Genomic DNA, 25,614 nt, shown 5'->3' with positions numbered 1-25,614 from the left:
GGGCATCGATGAGTCCATTCTATGGCTTAGAAATTGACTGCAGGGCTCAACCCCGATTGGCTCTTCATAAATGGACAGGTTTATGAAACAGATACACATCATCGATTCCCACACTGGTGGTGAACCCACTCGCCTGGTGATGAAAGGCTTTCCCGAACTGGCCGGCAGCACCATGGCCGAGAAGCGTGATGCGTTGCGCGAACAGCACGACAAGTGGCGCCGCGCCTGCCTGCTCGAGCCGCGTGGCAACGATGTGCTGGTGGGCGCTCTGTATTGCGAACCGGTATCGCCGGACGCCACCTGCGGCGTGATTTTCTTCAACAATGCCGGCTACCTCGGCATGTGCGGCCACGGCACCATCGGCCTGGTCGCCTCGCTGCACCACTTGGGGCAGATCCAGCCCGGCGTGCACAAAATCGACACCCCGGTCGGCCCGGTCAGCGCCACCCTGCATGACGATGGCGCGGTGACCCTGCGCAACGTACCGGCCTACCGCTACCGTCAGCAGGTCCCGGTCGATGTGCCCGGCCACGGCCGCGTCTACGGCGATATTGCCTGGGGCGGCAACTGGTTCTTCCTGGTCGCCGATCACGGCCAGTCGTTACAGCTCGAGAACGTCGACGCCCTGACAGAGTTCACCTGGGCGATGCTGAAGGCCTTGGAGGACCAGGGCATCGGCGGCGCAGACGGCGCCCTGATCGACCATGTCGAGCTGTTTGCCGACGACGACCAGGCCGACAGCCGCAACTTCGTCATGTGTCCAGGCAAGGCCTACGACCGTTCGCCCTGCGGCACCGGTACCAGCGCCAAGCTGGCGTGCCTGGCGGCCGACGGCAAGCTGGCCGAGGGCGAGCGCTGGGTTCAGGCCAGCATCACGGGCAGCCGGTTCGAGGGCCGTTACGAACGGGAAGGCGAGCGTATCCGCCCGTTCATTACCGGTCGTGCCTACATGACCGCGGATAGCACGCTACTGATCGACGAACAGGATCCCTTCGCGTGGGGCATTTGAGCCAGCACGTCTGAGAACCTGTTCACGATCTGTCGCGAGCAGCCCTCAGCGGGGTGAAGAGCCGCGCAGGAACCGGAATGTACTGGAGTACATGAGGATTCCGAGCAGCACATGAGCCCCGATCAGGGATGCGCAGCAAGATCGTGAACAGGTTCTGAAGCCGCCCCGGCGGCCCCTTTACCTCTATCACCCGAATGAATGCTGTAAGGAGCAAAACAATGAGCGACAACATCTTCACTGGCTGCATTCCTGCCCTGATGACCCCGTGTACCGCCGAGCGCAAACCGGATTTCGATGCCCTGGTTGCCAAGGGCCGCGAGCTGATCGATATCGGTATGAGCGCCGTGGTGTACTGCGGCTCCATGGGCGACTGGCCGCTGCTCACCGAAGCCGAACGTCAGGAAGGCGTGGCGCGTCTGGTGGCGGCCGGCATCCCGACCATCGTCGGTACCGGTGCGGTCAATACCCGCGAGGCCGTCTCCCACGCCGCTCACGCCGCCAAAGTCGGCGCCCATGGCCTGATGGTGATCCCGCGTGTGCTCTCCCGTGGTGCCTCGCCGGCCGCGCAAAAAGCGCACTTCGCCGCCATCCTCAAAGCCGCCCCAGGACTGCCGGCGGTGATCTACAACAGCCCTTACTACGGCTTCGCTACCCGCGCCGACCTGTTTTTCGAGCTGCGCCGTGACTACCCGAACCTGATCGGCTTCAAGGAATTCGGCGGCGGCGCCGACCTGCGCTACGCAGCCGAGAACATCACTTCCAAGGACGATGAGGTCACCCTCATGGTCGGTGTCGACACCCAGGTCGTACACGGTTTCGTCAATTGCAACGCCACCGGCGCTATCACCGGCATCGGCAACGCCCTGCCGCGCGAAGTGCTGCAACTGGTGGCCCTGAGCAAGCAGGCCGCCAAGGGCGACGCCAAGGCCCGCCGCCTTGCCCGCGAGCTGGAATCGGCACTGGCGGTGCTGTCGTCTTTCGATGAAGGCTGCGACCTGGTGCTCTACTACAAGCACCTGATGGTGCTCAACGGCGACAAGGAATACACCCTGCACTTCAATGAGACCGATGCGCTCAGCGATGCCCAGCGTCGTTACGCCGAGACCCAGTACGCGCTGTTCCGCGAGTGGTACGGCAAGTGGTCGGCAGAACTGAACGTCGCCTGACGCACGGCCCCGGTCGGCACGGCGGCGCCCTGATGCGCGCCGCCTCCGTATGCACCGGCTGCGCCCCCCTTGTCGCGTAGCCGGGCTACCTATTTTCGCAGGAGTCACCATGAACTTGACAGGCAAGATGCTGATTGGCGGGCAAGCCGTTGCCGGCAGCCGCAAAGCGATCCAGGCAATCGATCCGGCCACCGGCAAACTGCTTGAGCCGGCCTATCCCGGCGGCACCGGCGAGCAGGTGGAACAGGCCTGCGCCCTGGCCTGGGCAGCCTTTGACCGCTACCGTGAGACGTCGCTGTCGGTCCGCGCCCGATTTCTCGAAACCATTGCCGACGAGATCGAAGCCCTTGGCGATGAGCTGGTCGAGCGCGCCATGGCCGAGAGCGGCCTGCCGCGTGCCCGGATCCAGGGCGAACGTGGTCGCACCTGCGGGCAACTGCGCACCTTTGCCCGCACCGTGCGTGCCGGGGAGTGGCTAGACGTGCGGGTCGACAGCGCCCAGCCGGAGCGCCAGCCCTTGCCCCGCGCAGACCTGCGCCAGCGTCACGTGCCGCTGGGCCCGGTGGCGGTGTTCGGTGCGAGCAATTTCCCGCTGGCCTTTTCCGTCGCGGGCGGTGACACCGCCTCGGCCCTGGCGGCGGGCTGCCCGGTGATCGTCAAGGCCCATGGCGCCCACCCCGGCACCAGCGAACTGGTCGGCCAGGCCGTGGCCCGCGCGGTGGCGAAATGCGAACTCCCTGAAGGCGTGTTCTCGCTGCTGTTCGGCTCCGGCCGTGAAGTGGGGATCGCCCTGGTCAGCGACCCGCGCATCAAGGCGGTCGGATTCACTGGTTCGCGCAGTGGCGGCATCGCCCTGTGTCAGGCTGCCCAGGCCCGCCCCGAGCCGATCCCGGTCTATGCGGAGATGAGTTCGATCAACCCGGTGTTCCTATTCCCTGCTGCCCTGCAAGCACGGGCCGAAGCATTGGCGCAGGGGTTCGTCGCCTCGCTGACTCAAGGCGCGGGCCAGTTCTGCACCAACCCCGGCCTGGTGATTGCCCTCCAGGGGCCGGAGCTGGACCGCTTCATTGCCGCTGCGGCGGATGGCGTTCAGCGCAGCAGCGCGCAAACCATGCTCACCCCGGGAATCTTCGACGCCTATCAGACGGGTGTCGGTGCGCTGGCCGGTCATGCCCGGCCGGTTGCCGCCGGCCTGAGCGCCGAAGGCCCGAACCAGTGTCAGCCCCGGCTGTTCACGACAACGGCGCGGGACTTTCTTGCCAACCTGGCCCTGCAGGCCGAGGTCTTCGGCGCCGCCTCGTTGATCGTGCAATGTGCCGACGGTGAGGAGATCCGCCAGGTCGCCGAGCACCTGGAAGGCCAACTGACCGCCACGCTGCACCTGGACGACGGCGACCTGCACGCGGCCAGGACCTTGCTGCCGACCCTGGAGCGCAAGGCTGGCCGCTTGTTGGTCAATGGCTGGCCAACGGGTGTCGAGGTGTGCGATGCCATGGTTCATGGCGGGCCGTTCCCGGCCACCTCCGATGTGCGCAGCACCTCGGTCGGGACTGCCGCGATCCAGCGCTTCCTGCGCCCGGTCTGCTACCAGGATTTCCCGGACAGCCTGTTGCCTGCCGCGCTGCAGCACGGCAATCCGCTGCAGCTGCGTCGCCTGCTCGATGGCCAGAGAGAGGCCTAGATCATGTCGAACTCACAGACTTCCAGTGCGGGCACCGTCGTGGTGGGGGCCGGCATCGTCGGCATCGCCACCGCCTTGCAACTGCGCCTGGCCGGCTGCGAGGTGACGCTGGTCGACCGCGGCGAGCCGGCGATGGAGACCAGCTACGGCAACGCCGGCGCCTTTGCGGTGAGCGATGTGATTCCGTTGGCCGAGCCGGGCGTCTTGCGCAAGGTGCCGGGCTGGATGCTCGATCCACTGGGACCGCTGGCCATGCGCTGGCGTTATCTGCCGACGCTGGCGCCGTGGCTGCTGCGCTTCGTTGCGGCCAGCCGGCCGAGTCGGGTGGCCGAGCTCACCCGTGCCATGGCCACGCTCTTGAACCGGGTCAACGACGATTACGCGCCGCTGATCGAGCGCGCCGGCCTCACTCATCTGTGGCGGCGCCACGGCAACCTGACGCTGTACCGCAGCGAGGAGGAGTTCGGCGCGGCACAGGGGGCCTGGGACGACAAGCGCCACCACGGCGTGGGCTGGAACAAGCTCGTCAACGGCGCCATCCGCGAGCAGGAACCTGTGTTGCGCGAGGAGTGGCGCTGTGCCGTCAAGGTGCCGGCCTGGTCGCACGTGGACGATCCCTACACCTTCAGCCGTGGACTGTTCGACGCCTTCATCCGAGAGGGTGGGCGCTTCGTGCAGGACGAGGTGCTGGCCACGGTCAGTTCGGCAGGGCGTATCTCCGGTGTGGAGACCGCCAACAGCGGCCGGCTCGAGGCCGATGCGGTGGTGATTGCCTGCGGCATCTGGAGCGACCGCTTCACAGCACAGCACAAATACCGCATTCCGCTGGAGAGCGAGCGTGGCTACCACGTGACGCTGCCCAACGCCGGCGTGGAGTTGCACCACTTCATCCAGTGCGCCAGCGAGAGCTTCGTGATCCTGCCCATGGGCAACGGCGGCCTGCGGCTGGCTGGCACCGTGGAGCTGGCGCACCGCGACGCGCCGCCCGACTGGCGCCGTGCTCACATCCTGATCGACAAGGCCAAACGCATCGTCGGCGATTTCGATACCACCGACATGAGCGTGTGGATGGGCAACCGCCCCTCGGTACCGGACACGGTGCCTGTGATCGGCCCGGCGCCGGATACCGCCGGCCTGTACTTTGCCACTGGCCACGGCCACCTCGGCCTGACGCTGGCGGCCACCACCGGTGTGCTGCTGACCGACATGATCCAGCGGCGCCCCAGTAGTTTCGATGTTTCACCGTACCGGCTCAACCGGTTCTGACCGGCCTTTCGGCCAACCTTAAAAAAGAGAAGCAAAGGAGAAATCATGAAGCAGCGCTTTCCTCGCAGCATGACCATGGTGCTGGCCCTGGGTGGCATGATGGCCCCGTTCGCCATCACGGCTGCGCAAGCGGATACCGTGGTGAAGATTGGCTTTTCCTCGCCGCTGTCCGGCCCGCAGGCGCATTATGGCAAGGACAACGAGAACGCCACCAAGATGGCGATTGACGACCTCAACGCCAAGCCGATCACCGTCGGCGGCCAGAAGGTGACCTTCGAACTGGTGTCCGAGGACGATCAGGCCGACCCGCGTGTCGGCACCCAGGTCGCGCAGCGCCTGGTCGATTCGGGAGTGAAGGCGGTGATCGGCCACTTCAATTCCGGCGTCTCGATCCCTGCATCGCGCATCTACTCCGACGCCGGCATCCCGCAGCTGTCGGTCTCCACCAACCCGGCTTTTACCACCGCCGGCTACAAGACCACCTTCCGCCTGGTGGGTAGCGACAGCCAGGTGGGCGGCGCTCTGGGGCGTTACGCCGTGGCCCAGCTCAAGGCGCAGCGCATCGCGGTGATCGACGACCGCACCGCCTACGGCCAGGGCATCGCCGACGAATTCATCAAATCTATCCAGGGGTTGGGCAAGCAGCCGGTCAAGCGTGAGTACACCAACGACAAGGCTTCCGACTTCACCGCTATCCTCACCTCGCTCAAGGCGGTCCATCCGGACGTGATCTTCTACGGCGGTGCAGACGCGCAGGCCGCACCGATGGCCAAGCAGATGAAACGCCTGGGCCTCAACGCCAAGCTGATGGGCGGCGACATGCTGAGCACCCCCACCTTCATCAAGCTGGCCGGTGCCGATGCCGTCGGCCACTTCTCGGCGGTTCCGGGTGGTGAGCTTGGCGCGCGTCCGGCCGGCAAGGACTTCGAGGCCCGTTACAAGGCCCGCTACAAGCAGGACGTGGTGCTGTTGGGGCCGCAGTTCTACGACGGCGTGATGATCGTGGCCGATGCCATGAAGCGTGCCAACTCCACCGAGCCGGCCAAGTTCCTGCCGCTGATCGCCAAGACCGCCTACAAGGGGGTGACTGCCGACTTCAGCTTCGATGGCGCCGGCAACCTGAAGCATGCCCCGGTGACCATCTCGGCGGTGGAAGGCAGCAACTGGAAAGTGAAGACCGTGGTGCAGTAAGACCGGCCGGCGTGCGGGTGCGGCAGGTGCCGCCCCCGTGCGCGGTGGAGAGCGACGGCCCGGCATGCCGCAGACACGGCCCCCTGGCCGTCGTTTTGGTGAGCGTGTCTTTTTCCGAAGAGAGCCGATCCATGACCGAAACCTGGCAAAGCAACGAGTTCGATACCATCGAGATGCACACCGGCGGCGAGCCGGTACGCATCATCCCCGGGCTACTCGACGCCATTCGTGGCGACGACATCCTGGCCAAGCACCGCGACATGCGCGACCGGCTGGACGGTGTACGCCGTATGCTGATGTTCGAGCCTGCGTTACTTACAAGTCTTTTCAAAATGGCCATGCTGTAAGGTCTGTAAATGCAGGGGCTCTTCTTTTTCGTTGTGTCCATCTGCCTCCCATAAAAAAGGGACAGGTGTAGTCCTTGCTGCCCATCAACAAGCTAATTGGTAAGCCACGGCAGCCTCCCTGCAAGAGCCGGGTTAGGCCAACCGTGGTGAACAGGAGGGTAAACAGAATGAATCAGTTGCCTAAAGACTTTGTCATCGAAACGGTCGAAATGCATACCGGCGGTGAGCCGGTACGCATTGTTCTCAACCTGATTGATATGATCCAGGGAGAGGACATTCTCGCGAAACGCCGCATGATGAGTGAGCAGTTCGATCATATTCGCCGCCTGCTCATGCATGAGCCACGTGGCCACTATGACATGTATGGGGCCGTCCTGGTTAAGCCCTCACTCCCGACGGCAGACCTCGCCGTGCTGTTCACCCACAACGAAGGTTACAGCACGATGTGCGGGCACGCGGTGATTGCTCTTGCCCGCTTTGCTGTCGATACAGGCAGAGTGGCGGCTGTGGCACCCCTGACACGCGTGGGAATCGAGTGCCCATGTGGTCTGGTGGAGGCCTTTGTGGAAATCAAGGATGGCAAGACTGGTACCGTGCAATTCGAGAGCGTGCCTGCATTTGCTTTCGCTTTGGATCTACCAGTAACGGTCCCTGGGGTCGGTGAAGTCACTGTCGATATCGGTTATGGTGGTGCATTTTACGCGGTAGTCGAAGCCGAAAAACTGGGCGTGTCCTTGGATGGCCGCTTACGCGACCTGGTGGAGGCCGCCTCCGCGCTCACCGAAGCCGTGCGCAACACCATCGCTGTTCGCCACCCGCTTGCTGATGACTTGAGCTTTCTGTACGGCAGCATTCTGACCGATGGCCGCAACACTTTCGCGGCAGGCACCAGCCGCAATGTATGTGTATTTGCCGATGCAGAAGTAGACCGTAGCCCCACGGGTTCGGGTGTGACTGCGCGTATGGCAATTCGCTACGCCAAAGGGCAGGTTGCGCGTGGCGAGTCATGTGAATTTGAAAGTCTGACAGGTGCTTTATTTGCCAGTAAGGTAGCCAACCCGGCCCATCTGCCCGGCCATATCGCGGTCACAGTAAATGTGGCCGGGCGTGCCTACTACAGCGGGAAAGCCAGCTGGTCGTTGGAACCCGATGATTTGATTGGCCAGGGATTCCTGTTGCACTGAAGTACTACGTGTCGACCTCACCTGGTTCTTCTTGGCCAAGGTACCTGTGCTCAGGGCCTCACTGTATCAATAGCTTATCCTGCCGCTAGCGAGGTATTGGGCTCGTCTCTATTTGCCATGCGTCATTTTCTGACAAATGAACGCTCGTGAATAAGGATTGTTGGCAGCGGTTAAGCTATACCATCCGGCAAGGTTTACTTCATCGAGAACCCGCGCCGGGCCAAGAAATCACGCATGTGCGGGCGAGACTCCTTGCCCACCAGACCCTTCATTTCCACGCTCCAGCAACTGTCCTTGGTGCCACCTGTCCGGCTCCGGTAATAAGCCCGTAGCTGTTCATCGTATGCCTTGATGCCGTCCAGATCGTTATGGTTCTGGTAGCGCTCATCCTTCAGGACTACCGGCAACGGCAAGCGTGGCTTGATTTCAGGGTCTTGGGCCGGGAAGCCGAGGCAGAGCCCGAAAACCGGGTACACATGCTCGGGCAGGCCGAGCAGCTCGGAGATTTCTTGCGGGTGGTTGCGGATGCCGCCGATATAGCAGATACCCAGTCCCAAAGACTCGGCAGCAATCACGCTGTTTTGTGCAGCCAATGCCGCATCTACCGTAGCGATAATGAAGTGTTCGGTCATGCCTTCACTGAATTGCCCACCCTGCATTTCGCATGCCAACTGGGGACGGTGCAGATCCGCACAATACACCAGAAAAGCCCCAGCGCTGGCCACATAGGCTTGACCACCTGACAGCGCGGCAATCTTTTCACGTGTTTCAGGATCGCGTACCCGGATCACGGTAGTGGCCTGGATGTTGCTGGAAGTCGCAGCGGCCTGACCGCAGGCAACAATCTCATTGATCGTTTCATCGCAGACAGGCTGGTCGGTGAACTTGCGGATGGAACGATGGGATTTGAGCAACTGAATAACGGGGTTCATGTTGGTTGTCGGTTTCGAGTTTGGAAAACACAATAGTGCTAAGTTGCGTCTTGCAACTGTGTCACGAAAGGATTGTTTGGCATTGCCAGTCAATCTGCAGCGTTGCTGCCCCCTGAGCCGGATGCCATGAGTTCCGCCACCAAGGCTTTGGCACAACCCGGCAGGGCATCCATATCGCGTACCAGAACACTGCGTTCACGCAATGCCCACTCTTCATCAATTTGAATCACGGCAAGCTTCATGGTTTTCCGATGCCGGATTGCTGCCGATTCGGGCAGGATGCCTATGCCGACCCCGGCTTCTATCATTCGGCACATGGCTTCGAAACTGCGTACCTGGATGCGCAAGGTGAGGGTGTGACCGTGTTGGGCACTGAGTTCCAACAGGAAGGCGTGCAGAGTACTGCCTTCATGCATACTGATGTGCTGATAGTTAAGCACATCCGCAAAAACGATTTTTTTGCGCTGACTTAGAGGGTGTCCTTTCTGCGTAACCAGAACCAGGCGGTCGGTGCTGAAGTGGAGGGCCTGCAAGCCTTGCATTGGTACCGGGCCTGACACTATGCCCAAATCTGTTGAGCCATCGACCACACTGCGCACGATATCTCGGGTCAATCGCTCCTGAAGGTCGACGGTCACCTCTGGGCGTTCTGCCAGAAATCGCCCCAATACCTCGGGCATGAATTCGGTAACAGCCGTGGTATTGGCATAGATGCGGATATGGCCGGCGGTGTCTGCGCCATTCGCTGCGAATTCACTCTTCACATGTTCCACTTGGCGCAAGATTAGGCGTGCGTGCCGCAGGAGCGTCTCACCAGCTTGGGTGAGGGTGACCCCACGGCTATCCCGATAAAACAGTCTGCTGTCGAGTTGTTGTTCCAGCATCTTGAGCCGCGCACTCGCTGCGGCAGGCGACAGATAGGCCTTCTGTGCGCCTTTGGTGAGATTCTCCATCTCGGCGATATGGACAAACAAGCGTAAATCGGTCAGATCAAAATGCACGGCTTTACCCTCCATTTGTTGTCCAGTCTAGCATGGTGTTTTGTATGGATGAACAATTTCGCATTGTGTTCTTGTATGGTGAACGGTGAGTATGGCCCCCGTTAATGCAGAACCTATTGAGTAATGCTCGAAAGTGGCTCGAACGAGCCAATCCCAGGTTCTTCCGTGGGGACGAGTTCGGTTTTCCTTAATCTATCCTTCAAGCCCGCATTGTCCTGCTGACTGAGCGTTCCGTTTCGAATGGCTCAAGCACTGCGAAGTGCACACATCGTGCGTTCGGCAAATCAGAATGCACCATTAAAAAAACACTGATTCTTGGAATGTCATCGCCTTGCTAGATTTCTCCATAACAAGACCTACATGAGGAGAACACCATGAGCCTGGATATCGCATTCCTGCAGCAATGGATCGGCAAGACGGAAACCCATTCCGACCAGATCGCTTCCACGCCGATAGCCGCCCTGTCCGCCACGTTGGATCGCGACGATTCCGCACACATAACAGGCGATGCCTTGCCTCCGCTGTGGCACTGGCTGTACTTTCTGCCGATCCATCGTCAGTCTGAGATAGGTCCGGACGGCCATGCCAAGCGGGGTGGATTCCTGCCTCCTGTGCCTCTGCCGCGTCGTATGTGGGCCGGCGGCCGCCTGCAGTTCCTGCGCCCGCTCAAGGTTGGTTCTGATATCACCCGTACCTCCCAAATCGCCAACGTCAGCTGCAAAGAGGGGCGTACCGGCCAACTGGCCTTTGTACTGGTACGCCACGAAGTGGCTGATGAAAACGGCGTAGCGCTGATCGAAGAGCACGACATTGTCTATCGCGACAACGCCAAGCCGGGCGATCCGGCGCCGCGGCCGCAGGCAGCCCCGACTGACCAGCAGTGGCTACGTGAGATCAACCCTGACCCCGTGCTGCTGTTCCGCTATTCGGCACTGACCTTCAACGGTCATCGCATTCATTACGACCGTTCTTATGTGACCGAAGTAGAAGGCTACCCTGGTTTGATCGTACACGGCCCGCTGATCGCCACGCTGCTGGTCGATCTGCTGCGCCGTAATCTGCCGAACGCCACCCTGGCCAGTTTTGCCTTCCGCGCCGTCAAGCCCCTGTTCGACATCGCTCCGTTTTCCGTGTGCGGTCGGCTCGAGGATGACGGCAAGACGGTCAAGCTGTGGGCCAAGGATGCAGAAGGCTGGCTGACCATGGAAGCGACCGCCACGCTGGCGTAACTCCACACGTCATTACCCCCCCCCGCTTCGTTTTTACCTCGTAGTTTAAGAGGAGGACCCCTCATGTCTTTTGATACCCAACATCAAGATGTGCGCGATGCCGTACGCCAGTTGTGCAGTCAGTTCCCCGATGAGTATTTCCGCAAGATCGACGAGCAGAAAGCCTACCCGGAAGCCTTTGTCGACGAGCTGATGGGTGCGGGCTGGCTTGCTGCCATGATCCCGGAGGAATACGGCGGTTCCGGCCTGGGCCTGACCGTGGCCAGCATCATCATGGAAGAGATCAACCGTTCCGGCGGCAACTCGGGCGCCGTGCACGGCCAGATGTACAACATGGGCACGTTGCTGCGCCACGGCAGTAAGGAACAGAAGGACAAGTACCTGCCCAAGATCGCCGCCGGTGAGCTGCGCATCCAGTCGATGGCGGTTACCGAGCCGACAACTGGTACCGACACCACCAAGATCAAGACCACGGCGGTGAAGAAAGACGGCCGCTGGGTCGTGAATGGCCAGAAGGTGTGGATCTCGCGCGTGCAGCATTCGGACCTGATGATTCTGTTGGCGCGCACCACGCCGCTCTCCGAGGTGCAGAAGAAGTCCGAGGGCATGTCGATCTTTATCGTCGACCTGCATCAGGCGATCGGCAACGGTCTGACCGTGCGGCCGATCCCGAACCTGGTCAACCACGAGACCAACGAGCTGTTCTTCGACAACCTGGAAATCCCGGAAGAGAACCTGATCGGGGTGGAGGGCAAGGGCTTCAAGTACATCCTCGACGGTCTCAACGCCGAGCGCACGTTGATCGCCGCCGAATGCATCGGCGATGGTTACTGGTTCATCGACCGCGCTACCAAGTACGCCAACGAGCGCGTGGTGTTCGACCGGCCGATCGGCAAGAACCAGGGCGTGCAGTTCCCGATCGCCGAAGCCTTCATCGAGATCGAAGCGGCCAACCTGATGCGCTTCAAGGCCTGTGAACTGTTCGATGCGCAGCAGCCGTGCGGGGCGCAGGCCAATATGGCCAAGTACCTGGCCGCCAAAGCGTCGTGGGAAGCGGCCAACGTCTGCATGCAGACACATGGCGGTTTCGGTTTCGCCAATGAGTACGACATCGAGCGCAAGTTCCGCGAGACGCGCCTGTACCAGGTGGCGCCGATCTCGACCAACCTGATCTTCTCCTACGTGGCCGAGCATCTGCTTGGTCTGCCGCGGTCCTTCTGAGGAGCCAGCCATGCGTCCCCTGGAAGGAATTACCGTCGTCACGCTGGAGCATGCCATTGCCGCGCCGTTTTGCACGCGCCAGTTGGCCGACCTTGGCGCGCGCGTCATCAAGATCGAGCGGCCGAAAGTCGGCGACTTCGCCCGTGCCTACGACGAACGCGTACGCGGCCTGGCCTCGCACTTCGTCTGGAGCAACCGTTCGAAGGAGAGCCTGACGCTCGACGTCAAGCACCCCGAGGCACAGCCGTTGCTGGGCAAGCTGCTCGAACAAGCCGATGTGCTGGTGCAGAACCTGGCGCCGGGCGCTGCCGCACGACTTGGGCTGTCGTACGAGGCTCTCCACGAAAAACACCCCGGCCTCATCGTCTGCGACATCTCGGGCTACGGTGCCGATGGGCCGTATCGTGACAAGAAGGCTTACGACCTGCTTATCCAAAGCGAGTCGGGCTTCCTTTCCATCACGGGGACGCCGGACGAGCCGTCCAAGGCCGGCTGCTCGATTGCCGATATCGCCGCCGGCATGTACGCCTACACCAATATCCTCGCCGCCTTGCTGCAGCGTGCCCGCACCCGGAAAGGCTGCCAGATCGACGTGTCGATGCTGGAGAGCATGGTGGAGTGGATGAGCTACCCGCTGTACTACGCCTTCGACGGTGCCACCCCGCCACCGCGCGCCGGCGCCGCGCACGCCACCATCTACCCCTACGGCCCGTTCCCGGCCGGCGACGGCAAAACGGTCATGCTCGGGCTGCAGAACGAGCGCGAGTGGGAAACCTTCTGCGACAAGGTGCTGGATCAACCCGGCCTGGTGCGTGACCCGCGCTTCTCTTCGAATTCCAAGCGTGTGGCGGCGCGCGATGAACTACGTGTCCTGATCCTTGAGGTGTTCTCCCATCTGAGCGCCGAGCAGGTAATCGCCAAACTGGACGCCGCGCAGATCGCCAATGCCCACATGAACGATATGCGCGACGTGTGGCAGCACCCCCAGCTCAAGGCCCGTGAGAGGTGGACCGAGGTGAACACGCCAGCCGGCCCGATACCCGCACTGCTCCCGCCCGGGAAAACGGATGCCTTCGATCCGCGCATGGACCCCGTACCGGGGCTTGGTGAACACACCGAGGCCATCTTGCAAGAACTCGGTTGCAGCACGGACGACATCTCCCGTTTGCATGAAGCCGGCGTGATCTGAGAAAGGAATGAGCCGTGAACATTTCCAGTGATATCTCGAAAACCAGCCGTACCGCCTTGTTCGTCCCCGGCGACCGCGGTGAGCGCATCCCCAAGGCACTGGCCAGCGGAGCCGATGGCGTCATCGTCGATCTGGAGGATGCGGTGGCGGCGGACGCCAAAGCCAAGGCCCGTCAGATTATCCGTGAGTTTCTCGATTCGACGCCGGATGCCCGGGTGCTGGTACGCATCAACGCGGCGGACACCAACGAACATGCCGAAGACCTGGCCCTGGCCAGCCACCCGGGCGTGGCCGCGGTGCTGTTGCCCAAGGCCGAAACAGCCGAACAAGTGCGGCACGTCAACGCGACCTGCGGCAAACCGGTCTGGCCGATCGTCGAAACCGCCATCGGTGTCCTGGCCGTGCCCGAACTGGCCCGTGCCCAGGGCGTGGAGCGCCTCGCGCTTGGCACGCTCGACCTCGGGTTGGATCTCGATCTGAAACCAGGTAGCGCCGGCGGCGAAGCGATGCTCGATCAGGCGCGCTTCAGCCTTTTGCTGCATTCGCGCCTCGCCCAATTGCCCTCACCGATCGACGGCGTCTATCCCGCGCTGGCCGACAAGGCCGGGTTGGCCGAAGCCGCGGCTCGCTCCCGGGCGGCCGGCATGGGCGGGATGCTGTGCATTCATCCCTCGCAGGTCGAGAGTATCAATGCCGCCTTCAGTCCTGCAGCGGGTGAAGTGGAGTGGGCGCGCCGGGTGGTGGAAATCTCAAAACAAAGTAATGGCGCATTTTCCCTGGACGGGCAGATGGTCGATGCGCCAGTCATCGAGCGAGCTGTGCGTATTTTGCAGCGAGCCGATTTTTAGCGTTGTTTGCAGTCGATAAAACCAGTATGAGGAGAGACAGATGTTTAAAACGACTATCATTTCTGCTGCGCTCGGTGTGGTGTTTCTTTCCGTGAATGCCCAGGCCGCCGAGCCGATCATCATCAAGTTCAGCCATGTTGTGACGTCCAATACCCCAAAGGGCCAAGCGGCGGAACGATTCAAGCAACTGGCCGAGAAATACACCGGCAACCGCGTCAAGGTCGAGCTTTATCCGAACAGCCAATTGTACAAGGACAAGGAAGAACTCGAAGCTTTGCAACTGGGCGCCGTGCAGATGCTGGCCCCGACGGTTTCCAAGTTTGGCCCGGTCGGCGTGAAGGAATTCGAGGTCTTCGACGTACCGTATCTGTTCCCGGATAAGGTCGCGCTCCGGAAAGTGACCGATGGTCCGGTCGGCAAGAAACTGCTGGCGAAGCTGGAGCCCAAAGGCATCAAGGGGCTGGCCTACTGGGACAACGGCTTCAAGATCATGACGGCCAACAAACCCATCGTAAAGCCGGACGACATGAAGGGCCTGAAAATGCGCATTCAGTCCTCCAAGGTGCTTGAGGCCCAAATGCGTGCGCTGGGCACCATTCCCCAGGTCATGGCCTTCTCCGAAGTCTATCAGGCCCTCCAGACGGGAGTGGTCGATGGCACCGAGAACACCCCCTCCAATGTCTATACGCAAAAGACCCACGAAGTTCAGCGCGATATGACCCTGACTAACCACGGGTACATCGGTTATGTCGTGATCGCCAACAAGAAGTTCTGGGATGGCTTGCCGCCGGATATCCGTACCAAGCTGGATCAAGCTTTGAAGGAGGCCACCGTACTTAACAACGACGTGGCCCAGAAGGACAACGACAATGCCATCGCTGCTATGAAGGCCAGCGGCAAAGTCACCTTCCATACGCCGACGCCGCAGGAACGACAACTGTGGATGGCGAAGCTGAAGCCGGTGGAGAAGGAAGTTGCGCCACGTGTCGGTGCTGGCCTGATCCAGGAAATCCACCAGGCGATCGGCCAGAAATAGTTCTGCTCTTGATCGACGTATCACTATCCAGGCTCTGCGTTTCCTTGGGGGCGCCTTGCCGTTGGAGAAATGACATGAACAAAATTCTCAATCATCTGGAAGAGTGGCTGGTCAGCTTCCTGATGGGTGGCGCGACCTTGGTCATTTTCATCGCCGTCATTCACCGCTATTTGTCAGGCATTCCCATCGCCGCTGTGCAGGATCTTTTGCTGAGCCTGAATTTCGGTTGGGCTCAGGAGCTGTGCATCATCATGTTCGTGTGGATGGCCAAGTTTGGTGCCGCCTATGGTGTGCGCACAGGCATCCACGTTGGTGTCGATGTCGTCATTAACAAGATGAAAGATCAGCACCGGGCCAAGTTCATCATTTTCGGCATGCTTGCCGGAGCGTTCTTCACCGGGACCATCGCGGTGTTGGGTGGTAATTTTGTCTGGGAAAACGGTGCCCATCATGCCTTTCTCCAGGCCTTAGGCAGTCCGTTGGACGGTGTGCCGGAGGGGCCGACAACGCCGGATCTGGAGTGGCCGACCTGGGTGGTCTACTCGGTGATTCCGCTCGGTTCTTCTCTCATGAGTTTCCGTTTCCTGCAGGTTGCCTGGAATTTCATCAAAACCGGTGAGTTGCCGACCCATGAACATGGGCATGTGGAAGGCATGGACGATGTCGTGATCCCGGTTGAAGCCAATGGCTACAACCTCGACGACAACCTCCATCCACAAGACCTCAAACACAAGCTGCTGGGCAGCAGTTCGCAAGGGAGTGGCAAATCATGAGCGCAGTATTCATTTTCGGGGTGTTGTGTGCCCTGATGCTGACCGGCATGCCGATCTCCATTTCTCTCGGTCTGACCAGTCTCGCCTTCGTCTTTACGATGACCCACGTCCCGCTTGAGTCGGTCGCACTCAAGCTGTTTACGGGCATCGACAAGTTCGAAATCATGGCCATTCCGTTTTTCATTCTGGCCGGTAATTTCCTGACCCATGGTGGGGTGGCACGACGGATGATCAATTTTGCCGTGTCCCTGGTTGGGCATTGGCATGGTGGCTTGGCGCTTGCCGGGGTGGTGGCTTGTGCATTGTTCGCGGCAGTGTGTGGCTCCAGTGTGGCCACGGTTGTCGCCATCGGTGGCGTTATCCTGCCGGAGATGGTGCGCCAGGGATATCCCATGCGCTTTGGGGCAGGGGTAGTGGCAACGGCCGGCTCGCTGGGCATCCTGATGCTGCCATCGGTCGTCAAAGTGGTTTACTCGGTGACTACCAATACGTCCATCGGCTCGCTGTTTGTTGCCGGTGTCGTGCCTGGCTTGCTTCTGGCATTCGTCCTCGGTCTCGTTACCTGGTATCGGGCCAAGAAATTCGGCTACCCGCGTCAGCCTAAAGCCACCTGGCGAGAACGCGCCCACGCATTCCGTGAATCTGTCTGGGGGCTCGTGCTGGTGGTCGTGGTGATGGGAGGGATTCTGACCGGTATCTTTACCCCCACCGAGGCGGCGGCAATGAGCGCGGTCTATGCCTTCATCGTGGCGGTGTTCATCTACGGTGACATGAAGCTGAAGGATGTACCAAAGGTGCTGCTCACGTCGGCCAATATGTCGGCGATGCTGCTCTACATCATCACGAATGCAGTGCTGTTCTCTTTCATCATGACCAACGAGAACATCCCGCAAGCGTTGGCCGATTGGTTCCTTAGCGAAGGGCTGGGCACCGTGACGTTCCTCTTGGCCGTCAACGTACTGCTGCTGTTAGCCGGCAACTTCATGGAGCCTTCCTCCATCGTGCTGATTTTTGCCCCGATCCTGTTTCCGGTGGCTACCAAGCTCGGCATCGACCCGGTCCATTTCGGCATCCTGATGATCGTCAACATGGAAATCGGCATGTGCCATCCGCCGGTTGGGCTGAACCTCTATGTGACCTCGGGCATTACCAAGATGGGGATTACCGAGCTGACCGTTGCCGTATGGCCATGGCTGCTGAGCATGTTGGTGGTGCTGGGTCTGGTCACTTATTGGCCGGCCCTTTCTACCATCGTGCCGAGGTTGCTCGGCACTTGATGAACCTATTGCTGAGAATGCTCGGTAGCTGATTGAGACCTAGCCCTCCTGTTCCCGTTACCGGCCGGTACTGTCAACGGGTTGGAGGAGGGTGCAAGTGTTATGGAGTGAACATGAAAGTCATCGTAGCAGTGAAACGGGTAGTGGACTTCAACGTCAAAGTCCGCCCGAAGACGGATGGCAGCGATGTAGAGCTTGCCAACGCCAAGATGTCGATGAACCCGTTTGATGAAATTGCCGTGGAAGAGGCCGTGCGCCTCAAGGAAGCCGGCAAAGTAACCGAGATCGTCGCCGTGTCGATGGGCGTGAAAGCCTGCGAAGAGACGCTGCGCACCGCCCTGGCGATGGGGGCCGACCGTGCTGTGCACGTCGAAACCGACGCTGTGCTGGAGCCTCTGGCGGTGGCCAAACTGCTCAAGGCCGTGGCCGAGAAGGAACAGCCGCAGCTGTTGATCCTCGGCAAGCAGGCGATCGATGACGACGCCAATCAGGTCGGCCAGATGACCGCTGCGCTGCTGGGTTGGGCGCAGGGCACCTTCGCTTCCAAGGTCGGCTTGAGCAGCGAAAACGTGCAGGTCATGCGCGAAGTGGATGGCGGCCTGGAAACCGTCACCCTCAACCTGCCGGCGGTGGTCACCACCGACCTGCGCCTGAACGAGCCGCGCTTCGTCAAGCTGCCCAACATCATGGCAGCCAAGAAGAAACCGCTCGACAAGCTGACCACGGCCGACCTGGGCGTGGACGTGACGCCGCGCCTGACCCTGGTGAACGTGGCCGAACCGGCCAAGCGCCAGGCCGGCGTCAAGGTCGCCAACGTGGCCGAACTGGTGGCCAAACTGAAATCCGAAGCAAAGGTGCTGTGACATGACCATTCTCGTTATCGCCGAACACGACAACAAAGAACTGAAGTCGGGCACCCTGCATACCGTGACCGCTGCGCAGAAGATCGGTGGCGACATCCATGTGCTGGTGGCTGGCAATAACTGTGGCGCGGTGGCCGAAGCCGCCGCCAAGCTGGCCGGTGTTTCCGTGGTGAAAGTGGCCGAAGGCGCCGCACTCGAGCATGGCCTGGCCGAAAATATCGCCCCGCTGGTGGTCAAGCTGGCCGCTGGCTACAGCCACGTGCTGGCCCCGGCCACCACCTACGGCAAGAACCTGCTGCCGCGCGTGGCGGCACTGCTCGACGTGATGCAGATATCCGAGATCAGCGCGGTGGAAGCGGCCGATACCTTCGTGCGCCCGATCTACGCCGGCAACGTGCTGGCCACCGTCAAGTCGAACGATCCGATCAAGGTGATCACCGTGCGGACCACCGCGTTCGACGCCGTGGGTCCGGGGGGGAGCGCCGACATCGAGAAGGTCGACGGTGGTGCCGATGCCGGCCTGTCGCGCTTCGACGGCGCCGAGCTGACCGTGTCCGACCGTCCGGAACTAGCCTCGGCCAGAATCGTGGTGTCCGGCGGCCGTGCGCTCGGTTCGGCCGAACAGTTCCAGGCCGTGATCGAGCCGCTGGCCGACAAGCTGGGTGCCGCTGTGGGTGCCTCTCGTGCGGCGGTGGACGCCGGCTACGCGCCGAACGACTATCAGGTCGGCCAGACCGGCAAGGTGGTGGCGCCGCAGTTGTACGTGGCGGTGGGCATCTCCGGCGCCATCCAGCACCTGGCCGGCATGAAGGACTCCAAGGTGATCGTGGCGATCAACAAGGACGAAGAGGCGCCGATCTTCCAGGTGGCCGACTACGGCCTGGTGGGCGACCTGTTCAGCGTAGTGCCGGAGCTGATCCAGGCGCTGGGCGACTGAGCGGGGCAGAGCATGCAACAACGCGAATTCATGGAGTACGACGTGGTGATCGTCGGTGGCGGCCCGTCCGGGCTCGCCACGGCGATTCGTCTCAAGCAGCTGGCCGAGCAGGCCGGTCGCGAGCTGTCGGTGTGTCTGTTGGAGAAGGGCTCCGAGATCGGCGCGCATATCCTGTCCGGCGCGGTGTTCGAACCGCGCGCGCTGAACGAGCTGATCCCGGACTGGAAAGAGAAGGGGGCTCCGCTAAATACGCCGGCCAGCGCCGACTGCTTCCTGCATCTCACTGAAACCGGGTCGATCCAATTGCCCACACCGCCGCAGATGAAGAATCACGGCAACTACATCATCAGCCTGGGCAACCTGTGTCGCTGGCTCGGTGAGCAGGCCGAGGCGCTCGGTGTGGAGATTTACCCAGGCTTTGCCGCCGCCGAGGTGCTGTATAACGAAGACGGCTCGGTCAAGGGCGTGGCCACCGGCGACATGGGCATCGGCAAGGACGGCAAGAAGACCGATGCCTGGCAGCCCGGCATGGAGCTGTGGGCCAAGCAGACCATCTTCGCCGAAGGCTGCCGCGGCTCGCTGACCAAGGTGCTGTTCGAGCGCTTCGACCTGCGCCAGAATGCCGATCCGCAGACCTACGGCATCGGCATCAAGGAACTGTGGGAGGTGAAGCCGGAAAACCACCAACGGGGCAGCATCACTCACACCGCCGGCTGGCCGTTGGACACCGCCACCTATGGCGGCTCGTTCCTGTATCACCTGGAGAACAACCAGGTGGTGGTCGGCTTCGTGGTTGGCCTCGACTACCAGAACCCGTACCTGAGCCCGTTCGAGGAGTTCCAGCGCTTCAAGACGCACCCGGCCATCCGCCAGGTGTTCGAGGGTGGCCGACGCATCTCCTACGGCGCGCGCGCGATCTCCGAGGGGGGCATCCAGAGCCTGCCCAAGCTGACCTTCCCGGGCGGCGTGCTGGTGGGCGACACCGCCGGCTTTCTCAACGTGCCGAAGATCAAGGGCAGCCACACTGCGATGAAGTCCGGCATGCTGGCGGCCGAGGCGGTGTTCGAGTTGCTGTCGTCCGACAAGGGCAACGAAGCGGTGAGCTACAAGGACAAGTTCGAGAAAAGCTGGCTGCACGACGAACTGCGGTCGGTGCGTAATATCCGCCCGTCGTTCCGCTGGGGTCTGTGGCCGGCGATGATCTACAGCGCGATCGACACCTACCTGTTCCGCGGCCGTGCACCGTGGACGCTGCGCCACAAGCACGCTGACCACGAGTGTCTGCAGGAAGCCAGCCTGAGTTGCAAGATCGACTACCCGAAGCCGGACGGTGTGCTCACCTTCGACCGCCTGTCGTCGGTGTTCATCTCCAACACCAACCACAGCGAAGACCAGCCGGCGCACCTCAGGCTCAAGGACGCGAGCGTGCCGGTCGAGATCAACCTGAAGAAATTCGCCGGCCCGGAAGCGCGCTTCTGCCCGGCCGGGGTGTACGAATTCGTCGGCGAGCCGGACGCGCCGCGCTTGCAGATCAACGCGCAGAACTGCGTGCACTGCAAGACCTGCGACATCAAGGATCCGACCCAGAACATCATCTGGGTGACGCCGGAAGGCGGCGGCGGGCCGAACTATCCCAATATGTAGGACGATTTGTGGATAGCACTTGTTGATCAAATTGCCGTACAGGGTTAATCCATGAAGCTTTCCTCTCGACTCGTCTTGATTGTGTTGACCAGTGTACTTGGTCTGACTGCGATGGCGTCGATTGCTTTGTTTAACCTGCATTCCGCGATGCTGGATGGCCGTCGGGCCGAGATCGGGGCGGTCATCAAGCTCGCAGCGAAGCAGATTGCTTTGTACCAAGAGCAGGAGCGGGGCGGAAAACTGACACGCGATCAGGCTCAGGCTCATGCTATAGAGGCGATTTCTGGGCTGCGAGACGGTGATTTGTACGTCTTCATCAAGAAGGGCAACTTCACCGTCTACTACCCGGATAAACGTCGCATGGGCAAGGTAACCAATGAGCGTTTACCTGATGGCCGTACTTTGGGACAAGCCTATGAAGAGGCGTTGAGTCGGGGCGACTTCGGCTTTGCCGACATTGCGACCAAGCGGATCGGCAGTGATGCCGTTGTGCCCAAAATCAATGGTGTGGTACGCATACCTGACTGGGGTTGGACGATCGGCACCGGCCTTTTCGTCGATGACATAGAAAGCGCCTATTGGCATCTGGCTTGGCAGTTCCTGTTGATCGGCCTGATTGTGCTGGCTGCCATGCTGGCCACCGTGGTGGGGATGTCCCGTGCCATTTACCGACGGCTCGGCGGCGATCCGGAACATGCCACCCGTGTTGCTCTCGCCATTGCCGATGGCGATCTCTCGGTATCGCTCGATCAGCGAGCCGCTGGTGATAGCTTGTTGGGAGCGATGGCGCGCATGCAAAACCGTTTGCGGCAGGTGATCGAGGATATCCAGCGAGGGGCACAAACCCTGACCCAGGCCGCTAACGGCATGAGCAGTCAGATGGGCAGGATCAGCCTGTCTTCGGAACAGTCTTCGCAGGCCACTGGTGCGCTAGCTGCGGCCATCGAGCAAATGGCCGTGAGCATTGACCAGATTGTCGGCCGTGCTCGCGAGACCGAAACCCATTCGTCGCAAGCGAGACTGCTGGCTAGTCTAGGCGAGGAATTGGTGGGGCTGACCTCGCAGGAGATCGCACAGGTGGCAGGGAGGGTTGTGCAGGCCGAGCAGCAAATCGGTGGCTTGGCCGCGCGCTCACAAGAAATCGAAGACATTGCCGCAGTGATCAAGGACATCGCCGATCAGACCAACCTGCTGGCGCTCAATGCGGCCATCGAGGCGGCGCGGGCTGGGGAGCAGGGGCGGGGGTTTGCTGTGGTGGCCGACGAGGTGCGCCAGCTGGCGGAAAGAACCACCGCAGCCACGGCGCAGATCGCGTCCATGGTGCGTGCAATCCAGACCGATACCGATGCCGTAGTCGACAGCATGGGTACGGTGAACCGGCAGATCAGCAGCGGGGTGAAGAAGGCCGCCGAGGCCGCTCATATCCTGCAAGAGATCAGCCAAGGCGTGGTGATTGCGCTGGGAAAAGTCCGTGAAGTGTCGGCCGCAACCGCAGAGCAGAGCCAAGCGAGCAACAACATGGCCAATAACGTGGAACGCATCGCCATGATGGTGGAAGAATCTTCGGCAACGGTCAGCGCTGCCAACGGCAATATCCGTTCACTTGAGCAATTGGCGTCGCAATTGCAGGTGGCAGCGGCTCATTTTCATCTTTAAGAGACTGTGTGGTAAAGCACTCAGCCGGCTAGCGGGAGCCGGCAGAAATCGCAGCATTATTTGAGCGAGCAGAGTGATATCTGGGCTCAGGCATAGCTGCCGATCCTGCATATACCCCATTAACAGCATTTTTGCCTTGAGTTCGCTGTTTTTGCCGTGGTCAGGTGGTTTTTTGCCTGGCCTTTCCTGGAAGATAGCCTCCCTGGACATGCCTTGCCGCAATCTCTGGGATGAGAACGAATAGATTACCAAAGACCATGAAGCCGATACGTACCATCCTGATCGCCAACCGCAGCGAAATCGCCATCCGCGTGATGCGCGCCGCCGCCGAGATGAACATCCGCACCGTCGCCATCTACGCCGAGGAAGACAAGCTCGCCCTGCACCGCTTCAAGGCCGACGAGGCCTACCAGGTCGGCGCCGGCCAGAAGCCCATCGCCGCCTACCTCGACATCGACGACATCATCCGCATCGCCAAGGAGGCCGGCGTCGATGCCATTCACCCCGGCTACGGTTTCCTGTCCGAGAACCCGGAGTTCGCCGAGGCCTGTGCCGCGGCGGGGATTGCCTTCATCGGCCCGCAGCCCGAGGTGATGCGTCAGCTTGGCAACAAGGTCTCCGCGCGCGAACTGGCGGAGAAAGCCGGCGTGCCGGTGGTGCCGGCGACCGGCGCGCTGCCGTACACGTTGGCCGAAGCGCAGCGCATGGCCGCCGCCGTCGGCTACCCGCTGATGCTCAAGGCCAGCTGGGGCGGCGGCGGGCGCGGCATGCGCGTGGTGGAGCACGAGGACGAGCTGGCCGGGGCGATGGAGGTGGCGCGGCGCGAGGCCAAGGCCGCCTTCGGCAACGACGAGGTCTACCTCGAGAAGCTGGTGCGCCGTGCCCACCACGTCGAGGTGCAGATCCTCGGCGACACGCACGGCAACCTGGTGCACCTGTTTGAGCGCGACTGCTCGGTGCAGCGCCGCAACCAGAAGGTGGTCGAGCGCGCGCCGGCGCCGTATTTGAACGAGTCCCAGCGCACCGCGCTGTGCGAAGCGGCGTTGAAACTGGCGCGCGCGGTCGGCTACACCCATGCCGGCACCGTCGAGTTCCTGATGGATGCCGACACCGGCGCGTTCTACTTCATCGAGGTCAACCCGCGCATCCAGGTCGAGCACACCGTCACCGAGGCCATCACCGGCGTCGACATCGTCAAGGCGCAGATCCGCATCACCGAGGGCGCGCAGATCGGCGAGGAGGACAGCTTCGTGCCGGCGCAGCCGGATATCCGCCTGCTCGGCCACGCGCTGCAGTGCCGCGTCACCACGGAAGACCCGGAGAACAATTTCACCCCGGACTACGGCCGTTTGACCGCCTACCGCAGCGCGGCCGGCTTCGGCGTGCGTCTCGATGGCGGCACCGCCTACACCGGGGCGGTAATCACGCCGTATTACGACTCGCTCTTGGTCAAGGTGACCGCCTGGGGCCACACGCCCACCGAGGCCAACGCGCGCATGGACCGCGCGCTGCGCGAGTTCCGCATCCGCGGCGTGTCGAGCAACCTGGCGTTCCTGGAGAACGTCATCGCCCACCCGCTGTTCACTTCGGGGAAGTGCACCACGCGCTTCATCGACAGCACGCCGGAGCTGTTCCAGTTCACCCCGCGCCGCGACCGGGCCACCAAGCTGCTGGAATTCCTCGGCGACGTCACCGTCAACGGCAACGCGGAAATGAAGGGGCGCGCCGCCCCCAGCCCGATGCCGGGGCCGGCACGGCTGCCGGACTGCCCCCTGGGCGAGGCACCGCCGCCGGGTAGCCGTGACAAGTTGCACGAACTGGGGGCGGAACGTTTCGCGCAGTGGATGCGCGAGCAGAAGCAGGTGCTGATCACCGACACCACCCTACGCGACGCGCACCAGTCGCTGTTCGCCACGCGCATGCGGACCGCCGACATGCTGGCGGTGGCGCCGCACTACGCGCGCCTCGCCTCCGGGCTGTTCTCGCTGGAATGCTGGGGCGGCGCCACCTTCGACGTTTCCATGCGCTTCCTCAAGGAAGACCCGTGGCAGCGCCTGGCCGAGCTGCGGGCTGCCATCCCGAACGTGCTGTTCCAGATGCTGCTCAGGGCCTCCAACGCGGTCGGCTACACCAACTACCCCGACAACGTGGTGCGCCACTTCATCGCCCAGGCGGCCGAGGGCGGCATCGACCTGTTCCGCGTGTTCGACTCCCTGAATGCGGTCGACAACATGCGCGTGGCCATCGACGCGGTGCGCGACACCGGGAGGCTGTGCGAGGCGGCAATCTGTTACACCGGGGATATTTACGACGCCAGCCGGCGCTACGACCTGAAGTACTACGTCGACATGGCCAAACAGCTGGAGCAGGCCGGCGCCCACATCCTGGCGATCAAGGACATGGCCGGCATCTGCACACCGCGTGCCGTCACCGCGCTGGTGAAGGCCTTGAAGGAAGGAACCGGCCTGCCGATCCACTTCCACACCCACGACACCTCGGGCATCGCCGCCGCCAGCGTGCTGGCCGCGGTGGAGGCCGGCGTCGACGCGGTGGATGCGGCGATGGACGCCATGAGCGGGCTCACCTCGCAGCCCAACCTGGGCTCCATCGTGGCGGCGCTGGCCGGCAGCGAACGCGACCCGGAGCTGGACCGGAGCCACCTGCAGCAGCTCTCCACCTACTGGGAAGGCGTGCGCCAGGTCTACGCCCCGTTCGAGGCCGACCTGCGCGCCGGCACCTCGGCGGTCTACCGTCACGAAATGCCCGGCGGCCAGGTCACCAACCTGCGCGAGCAGGCGCGTTCGCTCGGCATCGAGGCGCGCTGGCCGGAGGTGGCGGAAGCCTACGCCCAGGTCAACTTGCTGTTCGGCGACATCGTCAAGGTGACGCCGACCTCCAAGGTGGTCGGCGACATGGCGCTGTTCATGGTGTCGAACGGCCTCACCCCGGCCGACGTGCTCGATCCGGCGCGCGAGATCGACTTCCCCGAGTCGGTGGTGTCCCTGTTCAAGGGCGAACTGGGCACCCCGGCGCACGGCTTCCCGGCCGAGTTGCAGCGCAAGGTGCTGAAGGGCCAGGCACCGCTGGCCGGCCGCCCCGGCGAAACGATGGCGCCGGTCGACCTCGCCGCCGAGCAGGCCAAGGTCGAGCAGCAGACTGGCCGC

21 protein-coding genes are annotated in these 25,614 nt (G+C 62.0%); 19 read left to right on the top strand and 2 right to left on the bottom strand.

From position 1 onward, the window contains the following. The first annotated feature begins 82 nt into the window (after window positions 1-82). From B9N72_RS11230 to B9N72_RS11200, 7 genes are all read left to right on the top strand, one after another. A complete protein-coding gene (locus B9N72_RS11230; protein ID WP_085276490.1) occupies window positions 83-1,009 on the top strand; it encodes a 4-hydroxyproline epimerase in 927 nt (308 codons plus the stop codon). Window positions 1,010-1,227: 218 nt separating this feature from the next. Then, window positions 1,228-2,175, top strand: coding sequence for a dihydrodipicolinate synthase family protein (locus B9N72_RS11225; RefSeq protein ID WP_085276489.1), 948 nt, complete (start codon window positions 1,228-1,230; stop codon window positions 2,173-2,175). Between the two features lie 109 nt (window positions 2,176-2,284). After that, window positions 2,285-3,856: an aldehyde dehydrogenase (NADP(+)) gene (locus B9N72_RS11220; RefSeq protein WP_085276488.1), complete on the top strand. Its 1,572-nt coding sequence runs from the start codon at window positions 2,285-2,287 to the stop codon at window positions 3,854-3,856. Window positions 3,857-3,859: 3 nt separating this feature from the next. Further along, a complete protein-coding gene (locus tag B9N72_RS11215; RefSeq protein ID WP_085276487.1) occupies window positions 3,860-5,122 on the top strand; it encodes an NAD(P)/FAD-dependent oxidoreductase in 1,263 nt (420 codons plus the stop codon). Between the two features lie 45 nt (window positions 5,123-5,167). Next, the gene (locus B9N72_RS11210) at window positions 5,168-6,313 is read left to right on the top strand and encodes a branched-chain amino acid ABC transporter substrate-binding protein (protein ID WP_085276486.1); all 1,146 of its coding nucleotides are present in this window, start codon (window positions 5,168-5,170) and stop codon (window positions 6,311-6,313) included. Window positions 6,314-6,444: 131 nt separating this feature from the next. Further along, on the top strand, window positions 6,445-6,660 hold the full coding sequence (locus B9N72_RS11205; RefSeq protein ID WP_085276485.1) for a proline racemase family protein: 216 nt from the start codon (window positions 6,445-6,447) through the stop codon (window positions 6,658-6,660). 167 nt (window positions 6,661-6,827) lie between these two features. Continuing rightward, window positions 6,828-7,844 (top strand): proline racemase family protein, encoded by a 1,017-nt coding sequence (locus B9N72_RS11200; RefSeq protein ID WP_085276484.1) that lies wholly within the window; start codon window positions 6,828-6,830, stop codon window positions 7,842-7,844. Between the two features lie 194 nt (window positions 7,845-8,038). Here the strand turns inward: B9N72_RS11200 and nfsA are convergent, their stop codons facing one another. After that, complete coding sequence (nfsA, locus tag B9N72_RS11195; protein WP_085276483.1) at window positions 8,039-8,776, bottom strand: oxygen-insensitive NADPH nitroreductase; 738 nt, start codon at window positions 8,774-8,776, stop codon at window positions 8,039-8,041. An 89-nt stretch (window positions 8,777-8,865) separates the two neighbouring features. Beyond that, complete coding sequence (locus B9N72_RS11190; RefSeq protein WP_234985954.1) at window positions 8,866-9,792, bottom strand: LysR family transcriptional regulator; 927 nt, start codon at window positions 9,790-9,792, stop codon at window positions 8,866-8,868. 359 nt (window positions 9,793-10,151) lie between these two features. Between B9N72_RS11190 and B9N72_RS11185 the strand changes: the two genes are divergently transcribed. The 12 genes from B9N72_RS11185 to B9N72_RS11130 all read left to right on the top strand — a co-directional run. Beyond that, a complete protein-coding gene (locus B9N72_RS11185) occupies window positions 10,152-11,006 on the top strand; it encodes an HTD2 family dehydratase (protein WP_085276482.1) in 855 nt (284 codons plus the stop codon). 63 nt (window positions 11,007-11,069) lie between these two features. Next, window positions 11,070-12,227, top strand: a complete 1,158-nt coding sequence (locus B9N72_RS11180) for an acyl-CoA dehydrogenase family protein (protein WP_085276481.1) — start codon at window positions 11,070-11,072, stop codon at window positions 12,225-12,227. 10 nt (window positions 12,228-12,237) lie between these two features. After that, complete coding sequence (locus tag B9N72_RS11175; RefSeq protein ID WP_085276480.1) at window positions 12,238-13,416, top strand: CaiB/BaiF CoA transferase family protein; 1,179 nt, start codon at window positions 12,238-12,240, stop codon at window positions 13,414-13,416. Between the two features lie 14 nt (window positions 13,417-13,430). Next, window positions 13,431-14,264 (top strand): HpcH/HpaI aldolase/citrate lyase family protein, encoded by an 834-nt coding sequence (locus tag B9N72_RS11170; RefSeq protein WP_085276479.1) that lies wholly within the window; start codon window positions 13,431-13,433, stop codon window positions 14,262-14,264. Window positions 14,265-14,304: 40 nt separating this feature from the next. Continuing rightward, the gene (locus tag B9N72_RS11165) at window positions 14,305-15,300 is read left to right on the top strand and encodes a TRAP transporter substrate-binding protein (protein ID WP_085276478.1); all 996 of its coding nucleotides are present in this window, start codon (window positions 14,305-14,307) and stop codon (window positions 15,298-15,300) included. Between the two features lie 74 nt (window positions 15,301-15,374). Further along, window positions 15,375-16,073, top strand: a complete 699-nt coding sequence (locus B9N72_RS11160; protein WP_085276477.1) for a TRAP transporter small permease — start codon at window positions 15,375-15,377, stop codon at window positions 16,071-16,073. Next, complete coding sequence (locus tag B9N72_RS11155; protein WP_085276476.1) at window positions 16,070-17,350, top strand: TRAP transporter large permease; 1,281 nt, start codon at window positions 16,070-16,072, stop codon at window positions 17,348-17,350. The genes B9N72_RS11160 and B9N72_RS11155 overlap by 4 nt, the downstream gene beginning before the upstream one ends. Before the next feature lie 113 nt (window positions 17,351-17,463). After that, window positions 17,464-18,213, top strand: a complete 750-nt coding sequence (locus B9N72_RS11150; RefSeq protein ID WP_085276475.1) for an electron transfer flavoprotein subunit beta/FixA family protein — start codon at window positions 17,464-17,466, stop codon at window positions 18,211-18,213. Window position 18,214: 1 nt separating this feature from the next. After that, window positions 18,215-19,150: an electron transfer flavoprotein subunit alpha/FixB family protein gene (locus B9N72_RS11145; RefSeq protein WP_085276474.1), complete on the top strand. Its 936-nt coding sequence runs from the start codon at window positions 18,215-18,217 to the stop codon at window positions 19,148-19,150. Window positions 19,151-19,162: 12 nt separating this feature from the next. After that, on the top strand, window positions 19,163-20,794 hold the full coding sequence (locus B9N72_RS11140) for an electron transfer flavoprotein-ubiquinone oxidoreductase (protein ID WP_234985953.1): 1,632 nt from the start codon (window positions 19,163-19,165) through the stop codon (window positions 20,792-20,794). Window positions 20,795-20,845: 51 nt separating this feature from the next. Next, complete coding sequence (locus B9N72_RS11135) at window positions 20,846-22,450, top strand: methyl-accepting chemotaxis protein (protein WP_143477812.1); 1,605 nt, start codon at window positions 20,846-20,848, stop codon at window positions 22,448-22,450. Window positions 22,451-22,707: 257 nt separating this feature from the next. After that, on the top strand, window positions 22,708-25,614 hold a 2,907-nt coding region (locus B9N72_RS11130; protein WP_085276473.1), incomplete at its 3' end, for a pyruvate carboxylase.

Source organism: Pseudogulbenkiania subflava DSM 22618 (assembly GCF_900177275.1).
In the GTDB taxonomy this organism is placed as follows: domain Bacteria; phylum Pseudomonadota; class Gammaproteobacteria; order Burkholderiales; family Chromobacteriaceae; genus Pseudogulbenkiania; species Pseudogulbenkiania subflava.
This window is presented reverse-complemented; position numbering and strand designations above follow the sequence as displayed.